At 60.0% G+C, this 25,109-nt stretch carries 28 protein-coding genes; 13 read left to right on the top strand and 15 right to left on the bottom strand.

All coding sequences use genetic code 11. The features are described 5' to 3' along the window. Positions 1 to 26: 26 nt before the first annotated feature. The 7 genes from ACORLH_RS10140 to ACORLH_RS10110 all read right to left on the bottom strand — a co-directional run bounded on the left by ACORLH_RS10140 (position 27) and on the right by ACORLH_RS10110 (position 6,141). On the bottom strand, positions 27 to 497 hold the full coding sequence (locus tag ACORLH_RS10140) for a cytochrome c-type biogenesis protein (protein ID WP_321832558.1): 471 nt from the start codon (positions 495 to 497) through the stop codon (positions 27 to 29). Further along, positions 494 to 2,455, bottom strand: coding sequence for a heme lyase CcmF/NrfE family subunit (locus ACORLH_RS10135; protein ID WP_321832557.1), 1,962 nt, complete (start codon positions 2,453 to 2,455; stop codon positions 494 to 496). Before ACORLH_RS10135 ends, ACORLH_RS10140 begins: the two co-directional genes overlap by 4 nt. A gap of 76 nt (positions 2,456 to 2,531) precedes the next feature. Beyond that, positions 2,532 to 3,065: a holin family protein gene (locus ACORLH_RS10130; protein ID WP_321832556.1), complete on the bottom strand. Its 534-nt coding sequence runs from the start codon at positions 3,063 to 3,065 to the stop codon at positions 2,532 to 2,534. Next, positions 3,056 to 3,667: a holin-associated N-acetylmuramidase gene (locus tag ACORLH_RS10125; protein WP_321832555.1), complete on the bottom strand. Its 612-nt coding sequence runs from the start codon at positions 3,665 to 3,667 to the stop codon at positions 3,056 to 3,058. Before ACORLH_RS10125 ends, ACORLH_RS10130 begins: the two co-directional genes overlap by 10 nt. 95 nt (positions 3,668 to 3,762) lie before the next feature. Further along, a complete protein-coding gene (gene ccmE, locus ACORLH_RS10120) occupies positions 3,763 to 4,206 on the bottom strand; it encodes a cytochrome c maturation protein CcmE (RefSeq protein WP_321832554.1) in 444 nt (147 codons plus the stop codon). A 148-nt stretch (positions 4,207 to 4,354) separates the two neighbouring features. Continuing rightward, a complete protein-coding gene (gene murI, locus ACORLH_RS10115) occupies positions 4,355 to 5,167 on the bottom strand; it encodes a glutamate racemase (protein WP_321832553.1) in 813 nt (270 codons plus the stop codon). A 44-nt stretch (positions 5,168 to 5,211) separates the two neighbouring features. Further along, positions 5,212 to 6,141 carry a lysophospholipid acyltransferase family protein gene (locus ACORLH_RS10110; protein ID WP_058241919.1) on the bottom strand — a complete coding sequence of 310 codons (930 nt, stop codon included), beginning with the start codon at positions 6,139 to 6,141 and terminating at the stop codon, positions 5,212 to 5,214. Positions 6,142 to 6,536: 395 nt separating this feature from the next. Here ACORLH_RS10110 and ACORLH_RS10105 point away from each other — a divergent pair, with 395 nt between their 5' ends. The 7 genes from ACORLH_RS10105 (at position 6,537) to ACORLH_RS10075 (ending at position 12,466) form a co-directional block, all read left to right on the top strand. Then, positions 6,537 to 7,442 (top strand): LysR family transcriptional regulator, encoded by a 906-nt coding sequence (locus ACORLH_RS10105; protein WP_321832552.1) that lies wholly within the window; start codon positions 6,537 to 6,539, stop codon positions 7,440 to 7,442. 422 nt (positions 7,443 to 7,864) lie between these two features. Beyond that, complete coding sequence (purL, locus tag ACORLH_RS10100) at positions 7,865 to 10,024, top strand: phosphoribosylformylglycinamidine synthase subunit PurL (protein WP_321832551.1); 2,160 nt, start codon at positions 7,865 to 7,867, stop codon at positions 10,022 to 10,024. A gap of 73 nt (positions 10,025 to 10,097) precedes the next feature. Then, a complete protein-coding gene (locus tag ACORLH_RS10095; protein ID WP_321832550.1) occupies positions 10,098 to 10,550 on the top strand; it encodes a hypothetical protein in 453 nt (150 codons plus the stop codon). Positions 10,551 to 10,692: 142 nt separating this feature from the next. Then, positions 10,693 to 10,932, top strand: coding sequence for a BolA/IbaG family iron-sulfur metabolism protein (locus ACORLH_RS10090; RefSeq protein WP_058241916.1), 240 nt, complete (start codon positions 10,693 to 10,695; stop codon positions 10,930 to 10,932). A 127-nt stretch (positions 10,933 to 11,059) separates the two neighbouring features. Beyond that, complete coding sequence (gene grxD, locus ACORLH_RS10085; RefSeq protein WP_058242075.1) at positions 11,060 to 11,422, top strand: Grx4 family monothiol glutaredoxin; 363 nt, start codon at positions 11,060 to 11,062, stop codon at positions 11,420 to 11,422. 40 nt (positions 11,423 to 11,462) lie between these two features. Continuing rightward, complete coding sequence (locus ACORLH_RS10080; protein WP_321832549.1) at positions 11,463 to 11,834, top strand: hypothetical protein; 372 nt, start codon at positions 11,463 to 11,465, stop codon at positions 11,832 to 11,834. After that, positions 11,831 to 12,466 (top strand): DedA family protein, encoded by a 636-nt coding sequence (locus ACORLH_RS10075; protein ID WP_321832548.1) that lies wholly within the window; start codon positions 11,831 to 11,833, stop codon positions 12,464 to 12,466. Before ACORLH_RS10080 ends, ACORLH_RS10075 begins: the two co-directional genes overlap by 4 nt. A 77-nt stretch (positions 12,467 to 12,543) precedes the next feature. Here the strand turns inward: ACORLH_RS10075 and ACORLH_RS10070 are convergent, their stop codons facing one another. Then, positions 12,544 to 13,140, bottom strand: coding sequence for a short chain dehydrogenase (locus ACORLH_RS10070; protein WP_321832547.1), 597 nt, complete (start codon positions 13,138 to 13,140; stop codon positions 12,544 to 12,546). Between the two features lie 102 nt (positions 13,141 to 13,242). Here ACORLH_RS10070 and ACORLH_RS10065 point away from each other — a divergent pair, with 102 nt between their 5' ends. Further along, positions 13,243 to 14,103 (top strand): LysR family transcriptional regulator, encoded by an 861-nt coding sequence (locus ACORLH_RS10065; RefSeq protein WP_321832546.1) that lies wholly within the window; start codon positions 13,243 to 13,245, stop codon positions 14,101 to 14,103. A 63-nt stretch (positions 14,104 to 14,166) separates the two neighbouring features. On the opposite strand, the gene ACORLH_RS10060 is transcribed toward ACORLH_RS10065, so the two are convergent. Then, complete coding sequence (locus ACORLH_RS10060) at positions 14,167 to 14,568, bottom strand: cell division protein ZapA (RefSeq protein ID WP_321832545.1); 402 nt, start codon at positions 14,566 to 14,568, stop codon at positions 14,167 to 14,169. After that, entirely contained in the window at positions 14,568 to 15,143 is a 576-nt protein-coding gene (locus ACORLH_RS10055) for a hypothetical protein (protein ID WP_321832544.1), read from the bottom strand. Before ACORLH_RS10055 ends, ACORLH_RS10060 begins: the two co-directional genes overlap by 1 nt. A 200-nt stretch (positions 15,144 to 15,343) precedes the next feature. Between ACORLH_RS10055 and tkt the strand changes: the two genes are divergently transcribed. Continuing rightward, on the top strand, positions 15,344 to 17,365 hold the full coding sequence (tkt, locus tag ACORLH_RS10050; RefSeq protein ID WP_321832543.1) for a transketolase: 2,022 nt from the start codon (positions 15,344 to 15,346) through the stop codon (positions 17,363 to 17,365). Positions 17,366 to 17,537: 172 nt separating this feature from the next. Here the strand turns inward: tkt and ACORLH_RS10045 are convergent, their stop codons facing one another. Further along, the gene (locus ACORLH_RS10045; protein ID WP_321832542.1) at positions 17,538 to 18,512 is read right to left on the bottom strand and encodes a DUF808 domain-containing protein; all 975 of its coding nucleotides are present in this window, start codon (positions 18,510 to 18,512) and stop codon (positions 17,538 to 17,540) included. 222 nt (positions 18,513 to 18,734) lie between these two features. On the opposite strand from ACORLH_RS10045, the gene gap reads away from it, so the two are divergent. The 3 genes from gap (at position 18,735) to ACORLH_RS10030 (ending at position 20,732) form a co-directional block, all read left to right on the top strand. Next, positions 18,735 to 19,799, top strand: a complete 1,065-nt coding sequence (gene gap / locus ACORLH_RS10040; protein WP_321832541.1) for a type I glyceraldehyde-3-phosphate dehydrogenase — start codon at positions 18,735 to 18,737, stop codon at positions 19,797 to 19,799. A 25-nt stretch (positions 19,800 to 19,824) separates the two neighbouring features. After that, positions 19,825 to 19,968 carry a hypothetical protein gene (locus tag ACORLH_RS10035; RefSeq protein WP_321832540.1) on the top strand — a complete coding sequence of 48 codons (144 nt, stop codon included), beginning with the start codon at positions 19,825 to 19,827 and terminating at the stop codon, positions 19,966 to 19,968. Between the two features lie 122 nt (positions 19,969 to 20,090). After that, positions 20,091 to 20,732 (top strand): hypothetical protein, encoded by a 642-nt coding sequence (locus tag ACORLH_RS10030; protein WP_321832539.1) that lies wholly within the window; start codon positions 20,091 to 20,093, stop codon positions 20,730 to 20,732. A 24-nt stretch (positions 20,733 to 20,756) separates the two neighbouring features. Here the strand turns inward: ACORLH_RS10030 and ACORLH_RS10025 are convergent, their stop codons facing one another. The 4 genes from ACORLH_RS10025 to ACORLH_RS10010 all read right to left on the bottom strand — a co-directional run bounded on the left by ACORLH_RS10025 (position 20,757) and on the right by ACORLH_RS10010 (position 23,395). Then, positions 20,757 to 21,251, bottom strand: coding sequence for a hypothetical protein (locus ACORLH_RS10025; RefSeq protein ID WP_321832538.1), 495 nt, complete (start codon positions 21,249 to 21,251; stop codon positions 20,757 to 20,759). A 4-nt stretch (positions 21,252 to 21,255) separates the two neighbouring features. Then, positions 21,256 to 21,750: a pantetheine-phosphate adenylyltransferase gene (gene coaD, locus ACORLH_RS10020; RefSeq protein WP_321832537.1), complete on the bottom strand. Its 495-nt coding sequence runs from the start codon at positions 21,748 to 21,750 to the stop codon at positions 21,256 to 21,258. Positions 21,751 to 21,940: 190 nt separating this feature from the next. Next, on the bottom strand, positions 21,941 to 22,375 hold the full coding sequence (locus tag ACORLH_RS10015; RefSeq protein ID WP_321832536.1) for a CBS domain-containing protein: 435 nt from the start codon (positions 22,373 to 22,375) through the stop codon (positions 21,941 to 21,943). A gap of 114 nt (positions 22,376 to 22,489) precedes the next feature. After that, a complete protein-coding gene (locus ACORLH_RS10010; RefSeq protein WP_321832535.1) occupies positions 22,490 to 23,395 on the bottom strand; it encodes a LysR family transcriptional regulator in 906 nt (301 codons plus the stop codon). A 169-nt stretch (positions 23,396 to 23,564) separates the two neighbouring features. Here ACORLH_RS10010 and ACORLH_RS10005 point away from each other — a divergent pair, with 169 nt between their 5' ends. Continuing rightward, positions 23,565 to 25,064, top strand: a complete 1,500-nt coding sequence (locus ACORLH_RS10005; RefSeq protein ID WP_321832534.1) for a CoA-acylating methylmalonate-semialdehyde dehydrogenase — start codon at positions 23,565 to 23,567, stop codon at positions 25,062 to 25,064. Positions 25,065 to 25,109 lie beyond the last annotated feature (45 nt).

The raw sequence follows: 25,109 nt of genomic DNA, 5'->3' as shown, positions 1-25,109 counted from the left end.
CGGTCAGTTAAAACCCAAACGCGGCGTTATTCGTCGAGAATTTGCTTGAGACGCTCTTTTTCTTCATCTGAGAGGGCGGCGACCACTGGCTCAGGCGCCTTTTCGCGCCGCCGCAGGAAGCTGAAACCGATGCCAAGCCCCAGCACCAGCATGATCGGCCCGGCCCACCACAGGATCCAATTCGCGCCCCGGCTGGTCGGGTTCAACAGCACATATTCGCCATAGCGATCAACCACATAGTCGATCACCTCACCGTTGCTGTCGCCCTCCACCAGCCGTTCGCGCACCAGTAGGCGCAGATCACGCGCCAGTTCGGCGTTGGAATCGTCGATGTTTTCGTTCCGGCAAACCAGACAGCGCAGATCCTTGGAGATATCGCGCGCCCGTTCTTCCAACACTGGATCGGCCAGGATCTCATCCGGTTGCACCGCGACAGCCGGTGTGACGCTCAGCGCAAGGGCCAGCGTCACGGCCATGGGTTTTACGAAACGCATCATTCTGCAGGCACCCCGACAGCTTTGGTTTTGCGTGCGCCGGCAGCAACGCGGTGACGGCGGTCAGACAGGCTCAGCAACCCGCCAAAGGCCATCAGGATGGAGCCGCCCCAGATCCAGTTGGCCAGGGGTTTATAGTAGCTGCGCACCGCGTAGCCCCCGCCGGCCTGTTCATCGCCAATCACAACATAGACGTCGCGCAGGAACCCATTGTCGATCCCGGCCTCAGTGGTGGGCATACGCGCCACCGGGTAGACCCGCTTTTCAGGGTTCACGACCGATATGACGCGGTCGCCTTTGCGGATGGTGACCCAGCCCATGGTCGAAAGGTAATTGGCGCCTTCGACCTCTTCCACCCGGTCCAATGACAGGGTGAAGCCAGCGATCTCAAATCTTTCGCCGATCTGAACCACACGGATGTCTTCCTGTTCCCAGGCCATCAGCCCCGAAACCCCAAGGAAGACGATGCCAACACCGGCATGCGATACCGCCTTGCCCCAATCCGCGCGGGGCAGACGTTTCAGGCGGGCAAAGCCGCCCTTGCCTGTACGCGACCACAGATCAACCGCAGCGCCCGCCACCAGCCAGGTGCCCAGGAACATACCAATGGGGCCCAGCAGTGTCCGCTCAGTTTGAATGGCCCAGGCCAGCCCCATCACTGAAAGCGCCAGCACCAGCGCCGGGATCAGCGGCTTGAAGCTGCGGGCGATCCGTGCCCGTTTCCACGGCATGATGGCGCCCAGCGGCAACAGCAGCGCCAGCACCACCATGAAGGGGGTGAAGGCCATGTTGAAAAATGGCGCACCGACCGACAGTTTGCGGCCCATCGCCAGTTCCGCCACCAAGGGCCAGATGGTTCCGATGAAGACCACAAAACAGCTGACCGCCAGCAGGATATTGTTCATCACCAGCGCGCTTTCACGGCTGACCATGGAGAAGATGCCCTTGGCCTCCATCACGCTGGCACGCGCCGCATAAAGCGTCAGCGCCCCGCCCATAAAGATCGCAAGGATCATCAGGATGAACACGCCGCGTTCGGGATCATTGGCAAAAGCATGTACCGAGGTGATCACGCCCGAGCGCACAATGAACGTCCCGATCAGCGAGAAGCCAAAGGCCATGATCGCCAGGAGGATCGTCCAGCTTTTCAGCGCCTCACGTTTTTCCACCACGATAGCAGAATGCAGCAGCGCCGCTGCGATCAGCCATGGCATGAAGGAGGCGTTTTCGACCGGATCCCAGAACCAGAAACCGCCCCAGCCCAGTTCGTAATAGGCCCACCAGGACCCCAGCGCGATGCCGATGGTCAGGAACAGCCAGGCCGCCAAGGTCCAGGGCCGCACCCAGCGGCCCCATGCGGCATCGACCCGACCTTCAATCAGAGCGGCCACCGCAAAGGAGAAGGTCATCGAAAGACCTACGTAGCCCAGATACAGGAACGGCGGGTGGAAGGCCAAACCGGGGTCCTGCAACAGCGGGTTCAAGTCCTGCCCATCCATCGGTGGCATCGCCAACCGCAGGAACGGGTTGGAGGTGAAGATGATGAAGGCAAAGAACGCGACCGCAATCGCTGATTGCACCGCCAAAACCCGCGCGCGCAGCGTTGGCGGCAGGTTGCCGCCAAACCAGCTGGCACAGGCGCCAAACAGCGTCAGGATCAGCACCCAAAGGAGCATCGAGCCCTCATGGTTGCCCCAGACGCCCGATACCTTGTAGAGCATCGGTTTCAGCGAGTGCGAGTTCAGCACCACCAGTTCGACAGAAAAGTCTGACGTCACAAAGGCATAGGTGAGCGCTGCAAAGGAAAAAGCGGTAAGCAGAAACTGCGCATTTGCTGCAGGTTCTGCCAATGCCATCCATCCAGGCCAGCGCTTTGCGGCCCCGATAAGGGGGACAACAGACTGCACTATGGCGACCAGGAAGGCCAGGATAAGGGCGAAGTGACCGAGTTCTGTAATCATGCCCTTGTTATAGGCGCAAGCGGCGGTCCGGCCAATCGCAATCGGCAATAGAAAAGGATCACATTGTCGCGGGGCCTCAGCCCTGATCCTGACGCGCTTGTTGCCAGGCCGCCAACGCCGGATTGTCGGCGGGGGCGGGCCACTCCTCAGCCTTGGGTGCCTGAGGCAGCTGCGCGGCCATTTGGGGCAGCTGCGCCAAGGTCTGGCCCAGACGCAGCTGAAATGCCTGCCCCTTCGCCTGATGACGTGCCCCGAAATAGAAGCTGACAATCACCCCCAAAAGCCACCAGAGCGGTTCCGGCACCAGCGCAATGCCCTGCATCCGGGCCGCAAACCACTGCGGATCCACCATGGCGGCCACAAACAGCGCCAGCGTGCCCAGGGCCAATCCCGGCCGCGGCAGGCGGTTCAAGCCGTCAATCAGACGATCAAACAGCCCGCGGCGATCACGGGCAAACTCGGCCGCGAATTGCTGCAGGGCGGCCTGTTGCATCGCCTGCCCGCGCTGCGCGCTGCTCTCCGCGTTTTCACGAAACACCTCAACCGTGCGGCGCATTTCGCCAGCGCCGCCGCCAAACAGCCCCTCGAGCATCCGTAGGATCAGCCCCATGTCGCAACCCTCCGGTCAAATTCATCCTGGGTCAGGTGGTAACGTGGATCGATGAATTCCTCGGCCCGCTTGATCCAGCCGCCTTTGCCACCTTTGCGGCTGCGGGCGTATTTGCGCGAGGCCGGGCGCCGATCGGCCAGCCGGAAATAGTAATTGCGGCGCGCAATCCCATAGGCATCGGCCAGATGCTGCGGTGCCACCCGCGCGGCGGCCTTGGTTGCGGCGATGGTCTGCGGCCCGATCACGCCGTCAACGCCGACCTGCTGGCCCATCTGGGCAAGCAACCGTTGCAGGATCTTCACCGCATTGCCGCCTGCGTTGACATACATGTCAAACACCGAGGGCTGCAGCACCATCGGCAGCTGATCGATGCCCGGCGCCTGATAGTAGTGTTGCAGGTAAATCTCCACGGCGCGGGTCTTGGTGATGCGGCGCAGGTCGCTGCCATCAACGTCACCATCGCCATCCAGATCGATGCCCAACCGGCGCAGGGTGCCCAGGGTCACCCCGTGTTTGGTCATGCCACCGGGGTCATCGGGATCGTTCACATAGCCCCCTTCACGGGCCACAATTTCACGTGCGATTTGCCTGACGTCCAACATGACACCCCCCGAAAATGAGAATGACCTCACCCTAGGGGCAATGTGTTAACAAGGCTGAAAGGCGGCGCGCGATACGGGCCTGTGATACGGGCCTGTTAGGCCTCAGGATCAACATAAACACCCTGTTCCTTCAGGGCATCCATGACCTCTTTGGGCATGTAGGTTTCATCATGTTTGGCAAGAATTTCAGAGGCTTCAAAGATACCGTTGATGTATTTCCCGGTGCCGATCATGCCTTGGTTTTCCTCAAACAGATCCGGCAGGATGCCGCTGTAGGTGACGGGCACAACACCGTTGCCATCGGTGACATTAAAGGTGATCGCCTGCCCCTGACCACGCACCAGCGAGCCCTCCTCGACCAGGCCGCCGATGCGGAAGGTTTCAGAGGCGCTTGGCGGGCTGGCCAGCACCTCAGACGGGGAGCGGAAGAAGTTGATGCCATCGCGCATCGCATAGCCAATCAGACCGGTCGACAGAGCCAGTGCAACAACCGCAATCGCGATCACCTGTATCCGACGTTTCTTTTTCAGGCCCTTCATCTTGCTGGCTCCTTCGCGCGCGTCTGTCTCTGGCTCTTCACTTAACAAATGCGCGCCCCCGCACAAGGGAACGCGCCTGCGACCGATTATCCCGGCTATGCTAGCACAAGCTTTGCCTTGAATGTTGATGCGGGTCAAACAACCGGCATTATGCCGCGTCGAATTTGATTTCCCGACGCAGGAACTGGGTGGCGCGGGTCGACACGGTGACCGGGTTGCCGGAGGTCAGGAATTTGCTGTCCTCACCGGCGCCCACCATTTTCGGATGCCGCTCCAGATAGTCTGCAAGGCTTTCGGCCACCAGATTGGCCTGGCTGTAGACCTTGACGCCCTCCCCCAAAGCCTCCTGAAAGATGTCATGCATCAGCGGGTAATGGGTACAGCCCAGGATCGCGGCCTCAGGATGGGGCATCTTGCGCCTCAAGGCATCCACATGGCTGCGCACCAAAGCGTCGGCCAGGATCATGTCACCATCCTCAATGGCGTCAACAACACCACCGCAGGCCTGCGCCTCCACATCCACGCCGATCGCGCGGAAGGCCAATTCACGTTGGAAGGCCCGGCTGGCAACGGTTGCAGGGGTGGCAAACAGCGCAACGTGCTGCACCTCTACCTCACGCGGGGGCGAATTGTCCCCCCATTTACGTTCGGTCAGCGCCTCAATCAGCGGCACAAAGACCCCCAGAACCCGTTTGTTTTCCGGGATCCAGCCCTCTTGCATGCGGCGCAAGGCGGCAGCGGAGGCGGTGTTACAGGCCAGGATCACCAGATCGCAGCCCTCGGCCCACATCCGTTCCACCGCTTTGGTGGTCAGGCCATAAACATCATCGGCATCGCGCACGCCATAGGGCGCATGGGCGTTGTCACCGTAATAGACGAAAGGAACGTCGGGCAGGCGTTTGCTGACGGCATCCAGAACCGTCAAACCACCAAGCCCTGAATCGAAAATGCCAACTGCCATCTATGTGCCTGCCTCTCTTGGTCGGGGCCGCGTGGTCCCCGCTGTTAGCGAGATTGTCGAGTTTCTTTGAACGCCTTCTGACGGGCCAGAAACTCGGCCTTATGCTTATCCTCAAATTCGAACCCGTATTCTCGGGTTTCAATCGGTCTTGGCGACAGATCGTAGGTGGATTTGCGCAGGAAATCCATCAGCTCTTTGCTGTCACCGGCCCGTGCGCGGATTTCTTCTGCCTTGATCGGCTCACCCACAACAACCTTCACCGGGGTGTCGACGCGCTTGGCAAATTCCTTGATCAACAGGCCCATCCGCAGCGTGTAATGCATGTGGCTGGCGATCTGGAACAGGCGCGAGGTATTGCCATCGAAGAAGACCGGCACAACGGTGGCGCCGGATTTGGCGATCATCCGGGCGGTGAAGTTGCGCCAATGCGGATCCATCGGGTTTGAGAAGGGCCGCGCCGAGGTGCTGACCGTGCCGCCCGGGAAGATGCCAACAGCGCCGCCGGCTTTCAGGTATTGCTCGGCCTCTTTGCGGGTCTGCAGGTTCAGTTTGACCGCCGCGCGATCCTCATCAAAGGAAATCGGCAGAACAACCTTGTTCAGATCCTCAGATTTGCGGAACACCCGGTGGGCCAGAATACGGAAATCCCGGTCACGGCGTTCTGACAGGATATGGCCCATCATCAGGCCATCCAGGATGCCGTAGGGGTGGTTGGCGATCAGGATCAGCGGCCCCTCCGCCGGGATGTTTTCCAGCGACCCGCCGATCACATCCAGCGACAGACCGTAGCGTTCCACCATCACCTGCCAGAAGTCCGCACCGTTTTCCACGTCGCGCTCATAGCCTGAGGCGCGTTTGATCATGCGGATCCGCCCGGTCATGTTTTCCAGCGTCCGGATCAGCGCGCGGCCACCTTTGGTGCGCCCCGCATAGGAGTAGGAGATGTCACGAGCGATATGTCTTTTCGAGGCCATGGAGGAGAGCCGCCTTGATAGTTCCTGCGTGTTTGAAAGGCCGTTTAACAGCCCCTGCCCCCTAGTTTCAACAGAAACCGGGAAAATGCGGGGTGGCAAAAGTGTAGCAGAAACGCCGTTAGCGCCACCGATGCTTTGACGCAGGTCCGTCAACGGAAACTCTCAGCTCTGGCAATCTAAACGGTCGAAACGGGAAACCCGCGCAAGGGGCATAGTCGGTGCCTGCCCCGATGCCTGCCAAGACAGCAGAGCTACATAGGCGGGGCACATTCTTAGGTCACACATCATAAGCTACCGCGGTGACCTTAATCATTTCTTGTCGAAAAATCAGAAAAACGGGTTAATGTTTCAATGGTTTCGTGTAACAGGGCGCTTCACATCGGGAAATTGTCGAAATGGATTGGGACAAGCTTAGAATTTTTCACGCGGTTGCCGACGCAGGCAGCCTCACACATGCCGGTGATGTACTTCACCTGTCACAATCGGCTGTGTCTCGTCAGGTGCGCGCCCTCGAAGAGAGCCTGAACGCCACCCTGTTTCACCGTCACGCACGTGGTTTGATTCTCACCGAACAGGGGGAATTGCTGTTTGACGCCACCCGCGCCATGGCCAAACGTCTGGATGCCGCCGCCGCGCGGATCCGCGACAGTGAGGAAGAGGTCTTTGGCCAGCTGCGGGTGACCACCACCATTGGCCTCGGCACCCTATGGCTGGCCCCGCGCCTGCCGAAGCTTTATGAACAATACCCCGATCTGAATATCGAGCTGATGCTGGAAGAGCGGGTGCTGGACCTGCCTATGCGCGAAGCGGATGTTGCCATCCGGATGAAAGAGCCCAGCCAGGCCGACCTGATCCGTAAAAAACTGATGGCCGTGCGGATGCAGCTGTTTGCCTCCAAAGAATATCTGGAGATGAACGGCATGCCCGCCGCCATTGAAGATATCGGTGAACATCGTCTGATCTGTCAGAACACAAATTCCCCGCAGGTCGGCGCCAGTTCCAACCTTGTGGGCCATCTGATGACCTATGATGTGAAATCGACCCTGATGGTGAACAACTACTTCGGGGTGCTGCAGGCGGTGGCCAACCATCTGGGGATTGGTGTTCTGCCCAACTATCTGAGCCAGGATTTCCCGAATCTGGTGCGGGTGTTGCCGGACGTGCAATCGGTCGAAGTGCCAGTATATCTGGCCTACCCCGAGGAATTGCGGCACTCCAAGCGCATCTCGGCCTTCCGTGACTTTGTCCAGGAAGAGATCATCGCCTACCGCAAACAGATGAAAGATCAGTCAGTTAGTTAGGTTTTGGCTGAGCCATGCATTGGATGCATAACAGCCATGATGCATCTGCGGCATTATGGTGCTTGAACGATTCATTTCTGATGCCTATTTCAGCACTCGACGGTGACGACGATCAAACTCTCGTCACTTTCATACCTCCCTGTTGGACTTTGGCCGAGCTTAGTGCTCGGCCTCTTTTTTTGTCCAATCCCCATTGGCGCAAATCAGGTCAAGCCCATCTTCATCGGTGTGTCTGGTGGGGCTGTTGCGGGCCTCCGGCGGGAGTATTTGGGGAACATTGAAAGCGCTGCCGGGGTGCCAGGAGGCAAAAACTGCGCATCTGCGGCAAAGAAGCGTCGTTTCCAGACCTTTGCCCCCTTCCCCAAATCCGCCCTGTGCCTTAAAGAGGCGCGCAAATAGCGCCTGCTGGAGAGTGACCGGATATGCAAGACCCGAGCCTGACCCCCGAATTGATCGAAGCGCATGGGCTGAAGCCCGATGAGTATGAGCGCATCCTTGAGATCATCGGGCGGGAGCCAACCTTCACCGAGCTGGGCATCTTCTCGGCCATGTGGAACGAACATTGTTCCTATAAATCGTCGAAAAAATGGCTACGCACCCTGCCAACCGAAGGCCCGCAGGTGATCTGTGGCCCGGGCGAAAACGCCGGTGTTGTGGATATTGGCGACGGTCAGGCTGTCATCTTCAAGATGGAAAGCCACAACCACCCCTCTTACATCGAACCCTATCAAGGTGCCGCCACCGGTGTTGGCGGCATTTTGCGTGATGTCTTCACCATGGGCGCGCGTCCCATTGCGGCGATGAACTCGCTGTCGTTTGGTGAAACCAGCCACCCCAAGACCCGCCAGCTGGTGCATGGTGTGGTCGAAGGCATCGGCGGCTACGGCAACTGTTTTGGTGTTCCGACTGTGGGCGGCGAAGTACGGTTCCACCCGGCCTATAATGGCAACTGCCTGGTCAACGCCTTTGCCGCGGGTCTGGCCGATGCCGATAAAATCTTCTACTCCGCCGCCTCAGGCGTGGGCATGCCGGTGGTCTACCTTGGCGCCAAGACCGGCCGTGACGGTGTCGGCGGGGCGACCATGGCCTCGGCCGAATTTGACGACACCATTGAGGAAAAGCGTCCCACCGTTCAGGTTGGTGATCCCTTCACCGAAAAGCGCCTGATGGAAGCCACGCTGGAGCTGATGCAGACCGGCGCGGTGATCTCGATCCAGGATATGGGCGCGGCGGGTCTGACCTGTTCAGCCGTGGAAATGGGTGACAAAGGCAAGCTGGGCGTCAAGCTGAATCTCGAAGATGTACCCCAGCGCGAAGAGAACATGACAGCCTATGAGATGATGCTGTCGGAATCTCAGGAACGTATGCTGATGGTTCTGAAACCAGAGCTGGAAGCCGAAGCGCGCGCCGTGTTTGAAAAGTGGGACCTGGATTTCGCCATCGTTGGCGAAACCATTGCCGAGGATCGCTTCCTCATCCTGCACAACGGCGACGTGAAGGCCGACCTACCGCTGTCACCGCTGTCGGGCCGCGCGCCGGAATATGACCGCCCCTGGGTGGAAACCGAAGTGGACGCGGAGCTGGGCGATGTGCCTGCAGTGGATCCCATCGACGGGCTGAAGGCGCTGATCGGTTCGGCCAACTACGGCGCCAAACAGTGGGTTTACCAGCAGTATGACTCGCAGGTGATGGCCGATACCGTGCAGGCCCCGGGTCTGGGCGCTGGCATCGTGCGGGTGCATGGCACTGAGAAGTCGCTGGCCTTCACCTCTGACGTGACACCGCGCTATGTGCGCGCCAACCCGGTTGAAGGCGGCAAACAGGCGGTGGCGGAAACCTACCGTAACCTGACCGCCGTGGGCGCAACCCCGCTGGCCACCACCGACAACCTGAACTTCGGCAACCCCGAAAAGCCCGAAATCATGGGCCAGTTTGTTGGTGCGATCAAAGGCATCGGCGAAGCGGTTGCAGCGCTGGATGTGCCGATCGTTTCGGGCAACGTCTCGCTTTACAATGAAACCGACGGTCAGGCGATCCTGCCGACCCCGACCATCTGCGCCGTGGGCCTGATCGAAACGCCGGACCAGGCGATCATCGGCACCGCACGTGACGGCCATGTGGCCCTGCTGGTCGGCGAAACCGCCGGTCACCTGGGGCAGTCGGCCCTGCTGGCCGAGGTGTTCAACCGTGAAGACGGCGACGCCCCGCATGTTGATCTGGCAGCTGAGAAGCGCAACGGTGATTTCATCCGTGCCAATGCCGAATACATCCGCGCCTGTTGCGATCTGGCCGACGGTGGCCTGGCGCTGGCGGCCTTTGAAATGGCTGAGGCCGGTGAGGTTGGCGTGCAGATCGATGTGGCAGATCAGGCGCTGCTGTTTGGTGAAGATCAGGGCCGCTATCTCCTGGCCTGTAACTTCGATCAGGCCGAATGGCTGATGGGCGAAGCGGCCAAGGCCGGTGTGCACATCGAAACCGTGGGTAAGTTCACCGGCGATGTGGTGAAGCTGGGCGGCTCGGAAGCCCCTCTGGCTGAGCTGGCCGAACAGTTCCGCTCCAGCTTCGAAGCGGCGGTTGGCTGATCCCATGGCGATCGAGCACCCCAATTTGCCGGTGCTCACTGAAAACTGTGAAAGCTGCGCAGCACTATGCTGCGTGGCTTATCCATTTGATGCGGATGAGGATTTCGGCCTTCTGAAAGAGGCAGACAGCCCCTGCCCCAATCTGGGTTGCGATTTCCGCTGCACCATCCACAAAGACCTGAAGGTCAAAGGATTTGGCGGCTGCATCGCCTATTCCTGTGCCGGGGCTGGTCAGCGCATCACGCAGGAGCTTTTTGCAGGCGAAACCTGGCGGGATGATCCCGATCTGATCTGGCACATGGCCCATGCGCTGCGGGTGATCCGGCCCATCCATGAGGCGCTGTTGCTGCTGCAGGAGGCGGCCAAACTGCCGCTACCCGCCGCCGCCCAAGACGAAGGCCGCGCCTTGATGTTGGCGATGTGCCCGGCCGAAGATACCTCGGTTCACGATTTCGAAGAGCCCGAGGTACAGGAAGCCCTGGCCGATGTGCCCCGCTACCTGCAATCCCTGGCGGCCTATTTGTGATCTGGGTGCCCTAGAACGACGGGACCCGCAAAAGATGCCCCGTCTCTGTCTCTTTTTGACGCAAGCCCCGGGGGGAACGCTTGCACCCGGCCCCGCTGCGCCCTAGATTTCCCTCAAGACCAAAGAACACCCGGAGGGCCCGATGGCCGTATACGCACAGGAACTGGAAGACATGCTGCGCGAGGCGTTTCCAGGCGCCGCTCAGATCGTTGTAGAAGGCACCGATGGCAAACATATGTCCGCAATGATCGTGGATGAGAGCTTTCGCGGCAAAAACCGTGTGCAGCAGCAGCGCGCTGTCTATGCCGCGCTGAAGGGCAAGATGGATGGCCCCAACGGCGAATTGCACGCCTTGGCCCTGACCACCAAAGCACCGGAATAACCCCGCCGGATGGATTGGATTTTAGCGGTCGCAGCTCTCGCCCTGTTTGGCGCAGCCGTCTGGTTGAAGCTGTTACCCTATACCCGGACGAACAAAGAACGGCTTAAACGCCGAGAGGACACAGAAGATGACTGACGCAAACACCCGCATCGACGAAACCGTCAAAGCCAACACCGTGGTGCTTTTCATGAAGGGCACCAAGGACATGCCGCAATGTGGCTTCTCCAGCCGTGTGGCGGGCGTGCTGAACTACATGGGTGTGGATTACACCGATGTGAACGTGCTGGCCGATGATGAGATCCGCCAGGGCATCAAGGATTACTCGGACTGGCCGACCATCCCGCAGCTTTATGTGAAGGGTGAGTTTATCGGCGGCTGCGATATCGTGACCGAAATGACCCTGTCGGGGGAACTGGACGCGCTGTTTGACACCAATGAGGTGGTCTACTCGAAAGACGCCGCCGACAAGATCCGCGAAGCAAACGCCTGATCGGCGTCCCGCACAGGGCCCAAAGGTGCAGGAGGTATAGATGGCAAAACCACTCGCCGCGCTGCACCGTCTTTGGGTTCATCACAAACCCACTGTAATCATGATGGTGGCCGCAATTGCGGCTGCCATTTTTTTTGGCGTTCAGGTCAATGACCGCGGCCGCGATTGGCGCGATCGCCCGGCAGAGGCCGCCCCGATTGAGCCTTGGATGACGGTGCGCTTTGTGGCTCGCAGCTATCTGGTGCGCCCCGCGCTGATCAGCGATGCCATCGGCGCGGAGAAGATCCGCTGGAAACTCAGCCTTGAGGAACTGGCCGCGCTGCAGGGCCGCCCGGTTGAGGATCTGATCGCCGACCTTGAGGCATTCCTGGCCGAACACCGCCCACCCCGCCGCGAGCCTCGCGGGCAATGACCGAGACGCTGCTCACCATCCTGCCGGATTACGGCGCCTATCTGCTGCTGCTGGTGACACTGCTGTCCTGCCTGGCCATGCCGATCCCCGCCTCCGTGATGATGATCGCGGCGGGCGGCTTTGCCATGGCGGGCGATCTGACGCTCTGGCATGTGGCGCTGGGGGCGCTGGTCGGGGCCATTCTGGGTGATCAGCTGGGCTTTCACATTGGGCGTCTGGGCACGGGCCATGTGGAACGAATGGAGGCCAAGGGCGGCAAACAGGCCTATGCGCTGAGAAAAGCCACCGAGTTCACCCGGCAACGCGGCATCTGGGCGGTGTTTTTCAGCCGCTGGCTGGTCAGCCCGCTGGGGCCTTATGTGAATTTCACCGCCGGGGCGGCCAAAATGGGCTGGATCGCCTTCACCCTTGGCAGCATCGCCGGGGAGGCCGCATGGGTGGCCATCTATGTCGGCATGGGCGCTGGCGCGATGGATCAGGTCGCCTACCTCTGGCCGCTGGTGCGCGACGGCATCGGCTTCAACGCTGCGGTCGCTGTTGCGGTGCTCCTCGGCCTGCGCCTCTGGCACCTGCACCGCGCGCATCAGAAACAGGCCAAATTGGACGCTGCCCAGGCCGATCCCAAGGCGTGATTGCCCGCTGACAACCCTAGCGCTGCGCGAGCATATTAGGGGCCACCGATACCGGCAGCCCCAAACACAAGCCGGGTTTAGGCGGCGACGGGCAGTTTTTGTCCGGTCAGCGGTTCCAGCGCGCTTTTCACATAGGTCTGCGCCACGTTGGCCACCGGCACACAGCCCGTGCTGTCCATGCCATAGGCCTCGGCCGCCTCTTTGACCAGCGACAGGCTGATGGTGTTGATCCGCTTGCCGTCCTGCAGTTCCAGCGCAACCGTGGCGGCAAAGGCATCAACGGCCGCCGCCCCCATGGAGATCGCCGCGGTGTGCGGCATCGGGTGTTGCGCAGCTGCGCCGGAGGTCAGCGTGATCGACCCATTTGGCGTCAGGTGCTTCTGCCCGATCCGGGTCAGATTGACCTGCCCCATGATCTTACTGTTGAGCGACCGCTCATAGGCGGCGTCATCTTCCGCATCAAAGGGGCCCATCACACCGTCGCCTGCGGCGCTGATAATGGCATCAACCGGGCCGATCTTATCAAACAACGCCTGGATCGAGGCCTTATCTTCGATATCGACCTGTAGATCCGCGCTGTTCCGACTGACCGCGATGACCTCATGTGCGGTCTGCAGCTGTTTCACAATTTCCTGTCCAACAAGCCCGGTTCCGCCAATGACAACAATTTTCATCTCTAACTCCTGATAATTTGAGAGGGATGAACAGGGAATATCCGCCCTATTGGTAACAAAAAAAGCATAGCTTTTTGACCAACTACGTCATATTTTCTGACCATGACAAACCTCAACCACCTCCATGTTGTCAGCACGGTCTGCGACCTTGGGAGTTTTCAACTTGCCAGTGAGAAACTGAACAAAGCCCGCCCTGCAGTATCCTACGCGGTGAAACAGGTCGAAGACTTCTATCAGATCCAGATATTTGACCGCTCCGAATACCGGCCCAAACTCACGGCGGAGGGTAAGCTGCTGCTCACCCGCATCCGCAGGCTGCTGGATCACGCGCAAGAGTTTGAAGCCTATGTTCAGGACCTGAAGGGGGAGGTTGAAGGTGAGCTGAAACTGGCCGTCAGCAGTGTCTTTCCGCCCGATCAGCTGTCATCGCTGTTGAACGATTTACGCCACACCTTCCCGTCAACAACCATCCATCTGGAATTTGAGGTCGGCGCGGGGGAGCGTCTGTTGCTGGCCGATACGGTGGATCTGGCCATTTGTGTGGTGGCCAGCCGCCATGGTGCGCTGGACTACCTGCAGCTTGAAACGATGGAGATGCCGCTGGTGATCAAATCCGATCAGGTGACCGTGCCCGCAGCGGAGGTCACCCGGGACATGTTGCTGTCCCTGCCGCAGATTGTGGTCAAATCCCCCGATGAGCAATCGCCAGACGCCGGGCTGCTTGAACAATCGCAGAAATGGTTTGTGACCGAACTTGGCGCCAAGCGGGATCTGATCTGTGCCGGCCTTGGCTGGGGACGCCTGCCCAAACACATGGTCGATGCAGAACTGTCCGACGGCACCTTGGTGGCGCTGCCCACATTGGGGCAGATCTCATTGCCGGTCTGCCTTGCCAAACGCGCGCGGTATCCGCTTGGCCCTGTTGGCCGGCACATTTGGGATAGCCTGCAGCAGCAGGTTTAACAGCATCCAGCAAACAAAAAAGGCGCCCCTGATGGAGCGCCTTTTCATTTAAACAACAAGTTCTTAGGCCTCGGCCTTCACCTTATCTTCGATGTCACCGGCCAGCGCTTCGGCGCGGGCGGCCAGTTCGGCCAGCGTGTCATTGACAATCTGCGGGATCACCGGCACCTCGATACGCTCAGGCTCGGGCGCTGGGGCCTCTTTCAGCGCGGCCAGTTCGGCTTCTTTTTCCGCCAGCTTGGCTTCGACCTCGGCCAGCTTGTCCTCAACCCCGGCTGTTTTGTCCGCCAGCATCAGACCCGCCATCAGAAGCATCCGCGCCTCTGGCAGACGGCAGATTTGTTGCGACAACACGCTGGCTTCATTGTCCAGCATCTTGGCTGCGGACTGCAGGAAATGCTCCTCACCCTCCTGGCAGGAGACTTCAAAAGCACGACCACCGATGTGAATTTCTACTTCAGGCATCAGGCTTGTTCCTTCTCTTCGGCGCGGGTCAGCAGCGGCTCCATCGCGGTGAGGATTGCACCGCCCTCGGCCGCCTCAGCCTGACGTTCCGCCTGCAGCGCGGCCAGTTCCGCCGCCATGGCCGCATTGATCGCCTCCGGATCGCTAACGCCAGCGGCCGCCCCCTGGCGCAGGGCCTCACTGCTGCCGCGCAGCTCTGCCGAAGACTGCCGCAGCGCCTGCAGCGCGCCGTCCAGTTCCGCCATGGAGGATTTCAGATCGCTCATCGCCAGCTCGGCCTCGGCGTCTTTCTTGTCCAGCTTCAGACGCAGGCTTTTCAGCCGCTCTTCCAGCTGCTGATTGGCCAGTTTCTCATCTTCCAGCTGCTGTTTCAGGGCCGCCAGTTCCTCTGCCGTTGCCGTGGCCTCTGCCGCCCCCTCAACTGCACCCGCCGGTGCCTGATCCGCACCCTCGTCACTGTCGCTCTCTGCCGTGTACTCCGCCACTGCAGGACGCGCTGCCAAGACGTCCACATCCCGGGCAATCCGGTCCAATGCGGCGGTGATGCGGCGTTCCAATTCGCTGATTTCGCTCATGCGCCTTATGCCTCTTCTTTTGTCAGGGCGCTCGTTTCATCCGCTCGACGAATCAAAATGGCGCCTGTTCTGCCTCAGAATACCGAATAGAGGGGGAAAATGCGCCCCCCAAGCGGTTTTTGGCCCATTGCAGCGCTTGATATTAACGCAAGGGCTGGTATGAGCAGCGCTAACGAAGCCCCGATCAAAGGAAGCCACCCGTGGATATTTCTGCTCTGCGTTCTGCCCACCCGGATCACTGGTCCAAGGCCGCGGCCATCCGCACCCTTACCCTGGATGCGATCCGCGCTGCAAACTCCGGTCACTCCGGCATGCCGATGGGCATGGCCGACGTGGCAACCGTGCTGTTCGAAAAGCACCTGAAGTTCGACGCCTCGGCCCCGAACTGGCCTGACCGTGACCGGTTCATCCTGTCGGCAGGCCATGGCTCGATGCTGCTCTACTCGCTGCTACATCTGACCGGCTACAAGGACATGACGCTGGAAGAAATCAAAAACTTCCGCCAGTGGGGCGCCAAGACCGCAGGCCACCCGGAATATGGTCACGCCGAAGGCATTGAGACCACCACCGGCCCGCTGGGTCAGGGCATCGCCAACGCCGTTGGGTTCGCCATGGCCGAAGAAATCCTGCGCGGTCAGTACGGCAAGAAGATCGTCGATCACCACACCTATGTGATTGCCGGCGACGGCTGCCTGATGGAAGGCATCAGCCAGGAAGCCCTGGGTCTGGCCGGCCGTCATGAGCTGAGCAAGCTGATCGTCTTCTGGGACAACAACAACATCACCATCGACGGCACCGTGGACCTGTCCTGCCGCATCGATCAGGTGCAGCGTTTCAAATCGGCCAACTGGCACGTTCAGGAAATCGACGGCCACGATCCCGAAGCCATCGACGCAGCGATCACCGCCGCGAAGAAGGCCGGCAAACCGTCGATGATTGCCTGCAAAACCCATATCGCACTGGGTTCTTCGGCGCAGGACACCTCCAAGGGCCACGGCGCGCTGACCGATGAGAAGCTGATCGCCGACACCAAAGAGGCCTATGGCTGGACCTACGGCCCGTTCGAAATCCCTGCCGACATCAAATCGGCCTGGGAAGCCATCGGATCGCGCGGCGCGGCAGATCGCGCCGAGTGGGAAGAGCGTCTGGGCTCCATCTCGGAGCGCAAGCAGGCGGAATTCGCCCGCATCTTCGACCGTGACGCGCCCAAGCGCCTGGCCCCGACCATCCGCGCTCTGAAAAAGCAGATGAGCGAAGAGCAGCCCAAACTGGCAACACGCGCCTCGTCTGAAAAGGTTCTGGAAGTTGTGAACCCGATCATGTCCGACACCGTCGGCGGCTCGGCTGACCTGACCGGGTCAAACAACACCAAAACCGGCGACATGGGCATCTTTGACACCGACAACCGCAAAGGGCGTTATGTCTACTGGGGCATCCGGGAACACGGTATGGCGGCTGCGATGAACGGTATGGCGCTGCACGGGGGCATCCGCCCCTACGGCGGCACCTTCATGGCCTTCACCGACTACGCCCGCCCTGCGATGCGTCTGGCGGCCCTGATGCAGATCCCGTCGGTCTTTGTCATGACCCATGACTCGATCGGTCTGGGCGAAGATGGCCCGACCCACCAGCCGGTGGAACATGTCGCTATTTCGCGCGCGACCCCGAACACCTATGTGTTCCGTCCCGCCGACACCATTGAGACCGCTGAAAGCTGGGAAATCGCGCTGACCGCGAAGCAGACCCCATCGGTTCTGTCGCTGACACGTCAGGGCGTGCCGACCGTGCGGACCAAACACACCACCAAGAACCTGACCTCGCAGGGCGGCTACGTGCTGGCCGACAGCGAAGGCAAACGTCAGGCGATCCTGATCGCCACCGGTTCCGAGGTTTCCATCGCCATGGCCGCGCGTGAGCGGCTGCAGGCCGAAGGCATCGGCACCCGTGTGGTTTCCATGCCCTGTATGGAACTGTTTGACGCCCAGGACGAGGCCTACCGCAAACGTGTCCTGCCCGCAGGTCCGGTGCGTGTTGGTGTGGAAGCCGGCGTGCGCGACGGCGGCTGGGACAAATACCTGCTGGGCAACCGCGGCCGCGAAGCCAAAGCCGCCTTTGTCGGCATGGAAGGCTTCGGCGCCTCCGCCCCGGCCAATGTGCTTTACGAAAAATTCGGCATCACGGCCGAAGCCGTGGCCGAGAAGGTCAAGGCGCTGCTGGGCTAACCCCCTGCATCACCAGAAGCAGAAAAGGCCACGCGATTGCGTGGCCTTTTTTCATGAGAGGGTTGGAAATATAGGGGCGCTGCCCCCTTGGCCTCATGGCCAATTCCCCCGGAGTATTTAGGGAACGATGAAAGCGCCTTTCAATGTTTCCCAAATACTCATAACTCCGCCCTCAATGCGCTGCGGGTTTCTTGCCGGAAAAGGCGCCGATCAACGGGCCCATCACGCGGGTGGCCAGCGGGATCAGCAACAGCCCCCAGATCAGCCCCAGCACGCCATCTGCAAAGGCGGTGACCGCCCATTCCACAAACCCGTGCAGGTTTTCCGAGACGCCTGAGGCGACCGAGACGGCGATGTTGTGAATGTCTTTGTAGGGATGCGGCATGCCCAACTCATAAAGCCCGTGGATCATGATCGACCCGCCCACCCAGAGCATCGCGGCGGTGCCGATGATCGACAAGAGCTTCATCAGGACCGGCATGAATTTGACCAGACCACGGCCGAAGCTTTTGGTCGCACCAAAGCTGGCGTTCTGGGCCAGGTGCAGCCCGACGTCATCCATTTTTACGATCAACGCTACCGAGCCATAAACCGCGATGGTGATCATGATGCCTACAAGGGCCAGCGTGGCGGCCTCCATATAGATGTTGGAGACCTCGATGGCGGCGAGCGAGATGGTCATGATCTCGGCCGAGAGGATGAAGTCGGTCTTGATCGCGCCTTTGACCTTTTCTTCTTCCAGATGACCGGGATCTTTGACCGACATATCGGCCTCAATATGTTTGTCGCCATGCGGGAAGAGCACGTGGAAGACTTTCTCAGCGCCTTCAAAACAGAGGTAGCTGCCGCCCAGCATCAAGAGCGGCGTCACCAGCCAGGGCGCGAAGTTCGACAACAGGAGCGCCAGCGGCAACAGGATCACCAGCTTGTTGAAGAAGGATCCGCGGGCAATCTTCCAGATGATCGGCAATTCGCGCGCGGGCGCAAACCCCTGCACGTATTTCGGCGTCACAGCGGCATCATCGATGATCACACCGGCGGTTTTGGATCCCGCCTTGGCAGCCGCGGCGGCGACATCATCCAGACTGGTGGCCGCCACTTTGGCAATCGCTGCCACATCATCCATCAATGCCAGAAGACCGCTCATGAATTCACCTCTTGGAAATAGTCCCCTCAGGGGGGCTGCAATACGTTAGCGCCAACTTAGTCCATTGGTCCTATGACGGAAAGACCATGGTTGCGCCATCGTTAGCGCAACCACCCTATGTTTGCGCCAACATGCTGCAAAACCTGTGTTTTTTATCTTTCCGCAGGTGCAAACCCCGCCTATAGCAGCCCCAAGCAAACCCGAGACAGGAGTCACACTGCCATGACCATCACCGTCGGTATCAACGGATTTGGCCGCATCGGTCGCTGCACCTTGATGCATATCGCTGAAAGCGCACGTGAAGATATCAAAGTGGTCAAGATCAACGCCACCGGCCCGCTGGAAACCGCGGCGCATCTGGTGCGCTATGACTCGGTCCATGGCCGCTTCCCTGGCGACGTGACCACCGGCACCGATGAGAACGGCAAAAACTGGATGGATCTGGGTCGTGGCAAGTTTGAGGTCATGTCGACCTACAACATGGATGAGCTGGACTGGAGCGGCGTTGACGTTGTGCTGGAATGCACCGGTCAGTTCAACGACGGTGAAAAGGCCAAGAAGCACATCGAACAGGGCGCCGGCGCTGTTCTGATCTCGGCCCCGGCCAAAAACGTCCAGAAGACCATCGTCATGGGTGTGAACAATGATGAGCTGGTCGCGGGCGACGTGATGATCTCCAACGGGTCCTGCACCACCAACTGTCTGGCGCCGCTGGCCAAGGTGCTGCATGAAAAGATCGGCATCGAGTCGGGCATCATGACCACCATCCACAGCTACACCGGCGATCAGCCGACGCTGGACCGCCGTCACAAGGACCTCTACCGTGCCCGTGCGGCCGCCATGTCGATGATCCCCACCTCCACCGGTGCGGCCAAAGCCCTGGGTGAGGTTCTGCCGGCGCTGAAAGGCAAGCTGGACGGCTCCGCTGTACGTGTACCGACGCCGAATGTCTCGGCCGTGGATCTGACCTTCATTGCAGACCGTGACGTGACCGTGGCTGAGGTCAACGCCATCGTGGCCGAAGCCGCCGCAAATGGCCCGCTGCAGGGCATCCTAGGCTTTGACACAGAACAGAAGGTTTCGATCGACTTCAACCACACCGAAGAAAGCTCGATCTTTGCACCTGACCAGACCAAAGTCACCGGTGGCCGTCTGGTGCGGGTTCTGGCCTGGTATGACAATGAGTGGGGTTTCTCCTGTCGGATGGCGGATGTGGCGGTGGCCATGGGAAAGCTGCAAAAAGCTGAGGTTGATCCTGAGGCCGTTCGCGGGCATGAATTGGCCTAAGGGCCATTCATCACGGATCAGTTTCATGACCAACCAGATTGCCATTGGACTTGGCATCGTGATCGTCGCCTTCATTGGTGGCGATCTTTTTATGACCGGGGGCGAGACATTGCTGTACCTCGGTAAGAAGTTTGACGATTTCCTGGAATGGCTGGCGTTCTGGCGCTGAGCTGATATCGCGTGGCTTGCTTTCGCGCTGTGGCCTTGGCACCCTCTCCTCATTTGAAAATGATGACCTTGCCCCAAAGACGTGGCGCAAGGCTGATTTAAGCCAGAGGATTGGAGACGGCGATGCTGGAATTTGAGGGCCTCAGCAAACGAGCTTTTCTGGAATTAAACCGGGGCAAGCTACAGGCGGAGATCGCAGCGACCAATGCAGCGCTGGACCTACGCTACAGTGGCGCCGCATTGGACGTCACAGAAACCGACCTCTGGGTGCTGATCAACTGTGAGGCCGGGCTGAAGGGCGGCCATGTGGATCCAACCTATGTGCATTCCGAAGGCGAATACGGCCCGTTCCCCCTGCCCAGCAACCTGACTTATTGGAACGGCGCCGAGGCGCCCGCCTGGGACACCCCCATGTCGCTGGAGGTGAACATCCGCCAAGCGCTGCTGTATTTTGGCGCCCTGAAGAACAAGGTGGTCACCCACAGGCAGGGTCACACGATCTATGCCGGCCTGTTTGAGGTTGAGGGCGTTGAAGGCAACGCCACTGTGCAGGCAAGGATCCTAGCAGGCGTGGTGCACGGCTATTTTTCCAATGCGCGCTACCGCGACCGTCGGGCCCCGATCAATCAGCTGCTAAGAGGCTATATCGCGGGTGAGGATCTGGGCGTGATGATGGCTGCCACCAAATACATCCATGCAGGCAAACCGCTGATCACCAACCGGGCCCGCAATATCGAAGAGGCGCTCAGCTGGTTGGCTGCGTGAGGTGTGGCCAACGAGGCCTCACCCTCAACAGGGGTAGCTGAACATGATGCGGCGGATTTGCGGGCGATTGCGGCGGGATTTTCCGGCGTCGCGGCGGCTGGGACGTTTGTCAGCGGTCACCACCAGGTCATAGCGGCAGCCACGGTGCAGGCGGTTGTAGATGTCAGCGCGGGTCTGACCCAGCCAGGGGCGCGGGAAGGTCTCGGGCAGGGCAAAGGCGCCATGTGTGGTCAGCACAGCGCCGCAGTAGCCCAGGTAGCTGCGCCGCGGAGCGCGGGAGCGTTTGGCCTCACGCTCGCGGCTGAGGAGGCCGCCGTCGATGTCTTCCCAACAGTCGCGCGGCGCATCCATTGAGCGCACATCAACAGTCACCACATAGCGGTTATGGGTGACAGCCCAGATCGCCACGATCAGCACCATCGCCCCGGCCGCAAGGGACAGCCACAGGATCAAGCGGCTGACCGGAATGGTGAAAATTGTTTCTTCCTGTTCCGGTGCCTGAATGTCCTGTTTGGCCATTTTTCTACCTGTTGAATTTCTCCAGCAGCTGTTCACGCACCGCCGGGGTCACGAATTTTGAGATGTCACCACCCAAACGGGCGATTTCTTTTACCAGTTTCGAGGCAATCGCCTGATGCCGGGCTTCGGCCATCAGGAACACCGTCTCTACCGAGCTGTCCAATGCACGGTTCATGCCAACCATCTGGTATTCGTATTCGAAATCCGCGACGGCGCGCAGGCCGCGCACAATCAGCTGCGCGCCAACGTCGCGGGCGCAGTCGATCAGCAGGTTTTCAAACGGATGCACAACGATCTCAGTGCCGGTTTGAGCACTCAGTTCGGCGGTTTCATGTTCGATCATCGCCACCCGTTCTTCGAGGCTGAACAACGGCCCCTTGTCACGGTTGATGGCAACGCCGATCACCAAACGGTCCACCAGACCGGCTGAGCGGCGGATGATATCGACATGTCCAAGTGTGATCGGATCAAAAGTGCCGGGATAAAGGCCAATGCGCATGCTGTGCTCCCCCTCGCGGTGCCCTGCCCTCAGGCAAGGCTTGCTGAGCCTGACTTCGTTGCGCGCACGCAATATTATTGCGCCGAGAAATGCAAGTGCAATTGCAGCATTTGGTATTTCTACGCAAACGAACGCCCCTGAAACGCCACGTCAGACCCGGCCGCTGTGCCAGATCTGACGGGCCGCGGGCTCAGTGCCCCATAATCATGCCTTCCAAGGCGTTGCGCTCCATCGACAGCTCTTCCAGCCGTGCCGCCACCACATCGCCGATGGTGACAATCCCCACCAACTCGCCATTCTCGGTGATCGGCATATGGCGAAAGCGCCCGTCGGTCATCCGCTGCAGGATCGCATCGGCCGAGTCATTGCGCGACCCGCAAACCGGGTTGCGTGTCATCAGGTCATCGACGGTTTCGTCCATACAGCCTGCACCACGCACCCCAAGGGCCCGTACGATATCGCGTTCGGAAATGATGCCTTCGGCCTGTTTCCCGTCAGAGGAGATCACAACGCCGCCGATCCTTCGCTCTGCCAGGATCTGGGCAACTTCGGCGACCCCGGTTCCGGGTGTCACAGTCACCACACCGCTGTCGCCTTTGGCCTTGAGGATCTGATGGACCAGCATGAGCAATCTCCTACACAACAATGATTTGTAGGTTCAGCGTCCCTCACCACAACCCCTGCTGTCAAGGGATCCGCCGCATGAGCGCCTGTACAGACGGCCAGCTGGCGCGTGGCGTCAGTCTTTGCGCCCCTCTTCCAGACGGCTCACTTCGGCCTTCAGCCCCTCGCTCAGCGCTGCGGCAAAGCGGTTCATCCGCTCCAGACGGCGGTCATCCGCATGGCGGATCAAATAGAAGCTGCGGGTGAGGCTGATGTCATCGCCCAACACCTTGCGCAGGCGCGGCGCATTGGCCATCGCAAAGCCATGCACCACCCCGATGCCACCGCCGGAGCGGATCGCATTGAACTGCACCGAGACCGAGTTGGAGGCCAGATTGACATGGTCCAGACCCAGCTCAGCCAGGTAATCCAGTTCTTTGTCAAAGATCATATCGGGGATATAGCCGATCATCCGATGGCCGCGCAGGTCCTTCAGCTCCTGAATTCGCGGATGCTGGATCAGGTAGGACCGTGCCGCTGCAAGGTAGAGCTTATAATCGGTGATCTTCTGCACGGTCAGGCGGTTGCTGGCCTCAGGCGCTGAAACACCGATCGCCATATCCGCCTCCCGTTTGGAAAGGTTAAAGACCCGCGGCAGCGCCACGATCTGAATGTCCAGATCGGGGTTTTCCTCGGCGATCTTGTTGCAGACCTGTGGCAGCAGGAAGTTGGCACAGCCATCCGGCGCGCCGATGCGGATCGTGCCGGAAAGGTTCCCCGCCTGCCCCGCCAGTTCCTCCATCGCGCCGCTCATCGCCTGTTCGGCGCGTTCCGCATGGGCCAGCAGCCGCTGGCCTGCGTCAGTCAGCGCGTAGCCTTGAGGCGATTTTGCAAACAGCGGCGCGCCCATCTCTTCTTCGAAGCGCGCCACTCGGCGGCCGACGGTGGCCGGATCCACCTTCAATTCCCGTCCCGCCGCGGACAGGCTTTCCAGCCGCGCCACGGCCAGGAACACCTTCATGTCGTCCCAATTCGGATTCATCACTGCCCCCTCATTTTGCGTCAAAGTCTTGTTTGTTCTGATTTCTTGCCCGTCCAGACCCGCGCCGGAGGACAGCCTGCAATTTTGCAAATCTATTTTGGGAACTTTGGCCTTTCCGAGTGATTTTTGCAAGCCTATGATGCCCGCAATCTTGAAAGAGGACTGTTCCATGCAGGAAATCATGAACTACGTTGACGGTGAAATGGTGCCTGGCACCTCGGGCCGTTACACTGAAAACTGCAACCCTGCGACCGGTGAGCCGGCCAGCAAGGTCCCGCTGGCGACCAAAGAAGAAATGGACGCCATCATTGCCAAAGCCGCCGCTGCTCAGCCGGCTTGGGCCGCCACCAACCCGCAGCGTCGCGCCCGCGTGATGATGAAGTTCGGTGCGCTGATCAACGAACACATGGACGAGCTGGCCGAGCTGGTCAGCCGTGAACACGGCAAGACCCTGCCCGACGCGCGCGGCGACGTGCAGCGTGGTCTGGAAGTGGTCGAGGTCTGCATGGGCGCCCCGCACATGCTGAAGGGCGAGTACATGAATGACGGCGGCCCCGGCATCGACCTCTACTCGATGCGTCAGCCGCTGGGCGTTGTTGCGGGCATTACCCCGTTCAACTTCCCCGCCATGATCCCGCTGTGGAAAATGGCCCCGGCGCTGGTTGCCGGTAACGCAATGATCCTGAAACCGTCCGAGCGCTGCCCCTCGACCTCGCTGCGTCTGGCGGAACTGCTGAAAGAAGCAGGCCTGCCTGATGGCGTTCTGCAGGTTGTGAACGGCGACAAACAAGCCGTGGACGCGATCCTGGACAACGAAGACATTCAGGCTGTTGGCTTTGTGGGTTCGACCCCGATCGCCCAGTACATCTATGGCCGCGCTGCCACCAACGGCAAACGCGCCCAGTGCTTCGGCGGTGCCAAGAACCACATGATCATTATGCCCGACGCGGACATGGACAAAGCTGCTGACGCGCTGGTTGGCGCAGGCTTTGGCGCCGCTGGCGAACGCTGCATGGCGATCTCGGTTGCTGTGCCTGTTGGTCAGAAAACCGCCGACGCCCTGCGCGAACGTCTGGTGCCCCGCATCGAGGCGCTGAAGGTTGGCCCTTACACTTCGGAAGAAGATGTCGACTACGGCCCCGTCATCACCGCTCAGGCGAAAGACCGTATCAACGGCCTGATCTCCTCGGGTGTTGAGCAGGGTGCGGAACTGGTCACCGATGGTCGTGGTTTCAGCCTGCAGGGTTATGAAAACGGCTACTATGTTGGCCCGACCTTCTTTGACAATGTCACGGCCGATATGGACATCTACAAAGAAGAAATCTTTGGCCCGGTTCTGAGCCAGGTGCGCACCGAAAGCTATGACGAGGCGCTGGACCTGATCATCAAGAACAACTACGGCAACGGCACCTCGATCTTCACCGCAGATGGCGACACCGCGCGTGACTTTGCCAACAAAGTGAACGTCGGCATGGTTGGCATCAACTTCCCGATCCCGGTTCCGCTGTCCTACTTCACCTTCGGCGGCTGGAAGAAATCGGCCTTTGGTGACCTGAACCAGTACGGCCCGGATGCGCTGCGGTTCTACACCAAAACCAAAACCGTCACGGCCCGCTGGTTCTCCGGTATCAAAGAGGGCGGCGAGTTCGCCTTCAAGGCAATGGACTAATTTCTTAGTTCTGCTAAGTTTGACGGCGGCTGATCCTTCAGCCGC

The organism is Thalassovita sp. (genome assembly GCF_963691685.1).
In the GTDB taxonomy this organism is placed as follows: Bacteria; Pseudomonadota; Alphaproteobacteria; order Rhodobacterales; family Rhodobacteraceae; genus Thalassobius.
The sequence above is the reverse complement of the archived record's forward strand: the minus strand, read 5'-3'. Positions and strand labels throughout refer to the sequence as shown.

Excerpts from the sequence above, each read along its gene's own strand:
- ACORLH_RS10065 (WP_321832546.1), top strand. The coding sequence starts at position 13,243 with ATGACAAACCTCAACCACCTCCATGTTGTCAGCACGGTCTGCGACCTT.
- coaD (WP_321832537.1), bottom strand. The coding sequence starts at position 21,750 with ATGCGCATTGGCCTTTATCCCGGCACTTTTGATCCGATCACACTTGGA.
- ACORLH_RS10110 (WP_058241919.1), bottom strand. The coding sequence starts at position 6,141 with ATGGCCTCGAAAAGACATATCGCTCGTGACATCTCCTACTCCTATGCG.
- ACORLH_RS10080 (WP_321832549.1), top strand. The coding sequence starts at position 11,463 with ATGGCAAAACCACTCGCCGCGCTGCACCGTCTTTGGGTTCATCACAAA.
- murI (WP_321832553.1), bottom strand. The coding sequence starts at position 5,167 with ATGGCAGTTGGCATTTTCGATTCAGGGCTTGGTGGTTTGACGGTTCTG.
- ACORLH_RS10135 (WP_321832557.1), bottom strand. The coding sequence starts at position 2,455 with ATGATTACAGAACTCGGTCACTTCGCCCTTATCCTGGCCTTCCTGGTC.
- ACORLH_RS10045 (WP_321832542.1), bottom strand. The coding sequence starts at position 18,512 with ATGAGCGGTCTTCTGGCATTGATGGATGATGTGGCAGCGATTGCCAAA.
- ACORLH_RS10090 (WP_058241916.1), top strand. The coding sequence starts at position 10,693 with ATGGCCGTATACGCACAGGAACTGGAAGACATGCTGCGCGAGGCGTTT.
- ACORLH_RS10070 (WP_321832547.1), bottom strand. The coding sequence starts at position 13,140 with ATGAAAATTGTTGTCATTGGCGGAACCGGGCTTGTTGGACAGGAAATT.
- ACORLH_RS10055 (WP_321832544.1), bottom strand. The coding sequence starts at position 15,143 with ATGAGCGAAATCAGCGAATTGGAACGCCGCATCACCGCCGCATTGGAC.
- grxD (WP_058242075.1), top strand. The coding sequence starts at position 11,060 with ATGACTGACGCAAACACCCGCATCGACGAAACCGTCAAAGCCAACACC.
- ACORLH_RS10010 (WP_321832535.1), bottom strand. The coding sequence starts at position 23,395 with ATGAATCCGAATTGGGACGACATGAAGGTGTTCCTGGCCGTGGCGCGG.
- ACORLH_RS10075 (WP_321832548.1), top strand. The coding sequence starts at position 11,831 with ATGACCGAGACGCTGCTCACCATCCTGCCGGATTACGGCGCCTATCTG.
- purL (WP_321832551.1), top strand. The coding sequence starts at position 7,865 with ATGCAAGACCCGAGCCTGACCCCCGAATTGATCGAAGCGCATGGGCTG.
- ACORLH_RS10035 (WP_321832540.1), top strand. The coding sequence starts at position 19,825 with ATGACCAACCAGATTGCCATTGGACTTGGCATCGTGATCGTCGCCTTC.
- ACORLH_RS10005 (WP_321832534.1), top strand. The coding sequence starts at position 23,565 with ATGCAGGAAATCATGAACTACGTTGACGGTGAAATGGTGCCTGGCACC.
- ACORLH_RS10015 (WP_321832536.1), bottom strand. The coding sequence starts at position 22,375 with ATGCTGGTCCATCAGATCCTCAAGGCCAAAGGCGACAGCGGTGTGGTG.
- ccmE (WP_321832554.1), bottom strand. The coding sequence starts at position 4,206 with ATGAAGGGCCTGAAAAAGAAACGTCGGATACAGGTGATCGCGATTGCG.
- gap (WP_321832541.1), top strand. The coding sequence starts at position 18,735 with ATGACCATCACCGTCGGTATCAACGGATTTGGCCGCATCGGTCGCTGC.
- ACORLH_RS10060 (WP_321832545.1), bottom strand. The coding sequence starts at position 14,568 with ATGCCTGAAGTAGAAATTCACATCGGTGGTCGTGCTTTTGAAGTCTCC.
- ACORLH_RS10105 (WP_321832552.1), top strand. The coding sequence starts at position 6,537 with ATGGATTGGGACAAGCTTAGAATTTTTCACGCGGTTGCCGACGCAGGC.
- ACORLH_RS10025 (WP_321832538.1), bottom strand. The coding sequence starts at position 21,251 with ATGGCCAAACAGGACATTCAGGCACCGGAACAGGAAGAAACAATTTTC.
- ACORLH_RS10125 (WP_321832555.1), bottom strand. The coding sequence starts at position 3,667 with ATGTTGGACGTCAGGCAAATCGCACGTGAAATTGTGGCCCGTGAAGGG.
- ACORLH_RS10030 (WP_321832539.1), top strand. The coding sequence starts at position 20,091 with ATGCTGGAATTTGAGGGCCTCAGCAAACGAGCTTTTCTGGAATTAAAC.
- ACORLH_RS10130 (WP_321832556.1), bottom strand. The coding sequence starts at position 3,065 with ATGGGGCTGATCCTACGGATGCTCGAGGGGCTGTTTGGCGGCGGCGCT.
- ACORLH_RS10140 (WP_321832558.1), bottom strand. The coding sequence starts at position 497 with ATGATGCGTTTCGTAAAACCCATGGCCGTGACGCTGGCCCTTGCGCTG.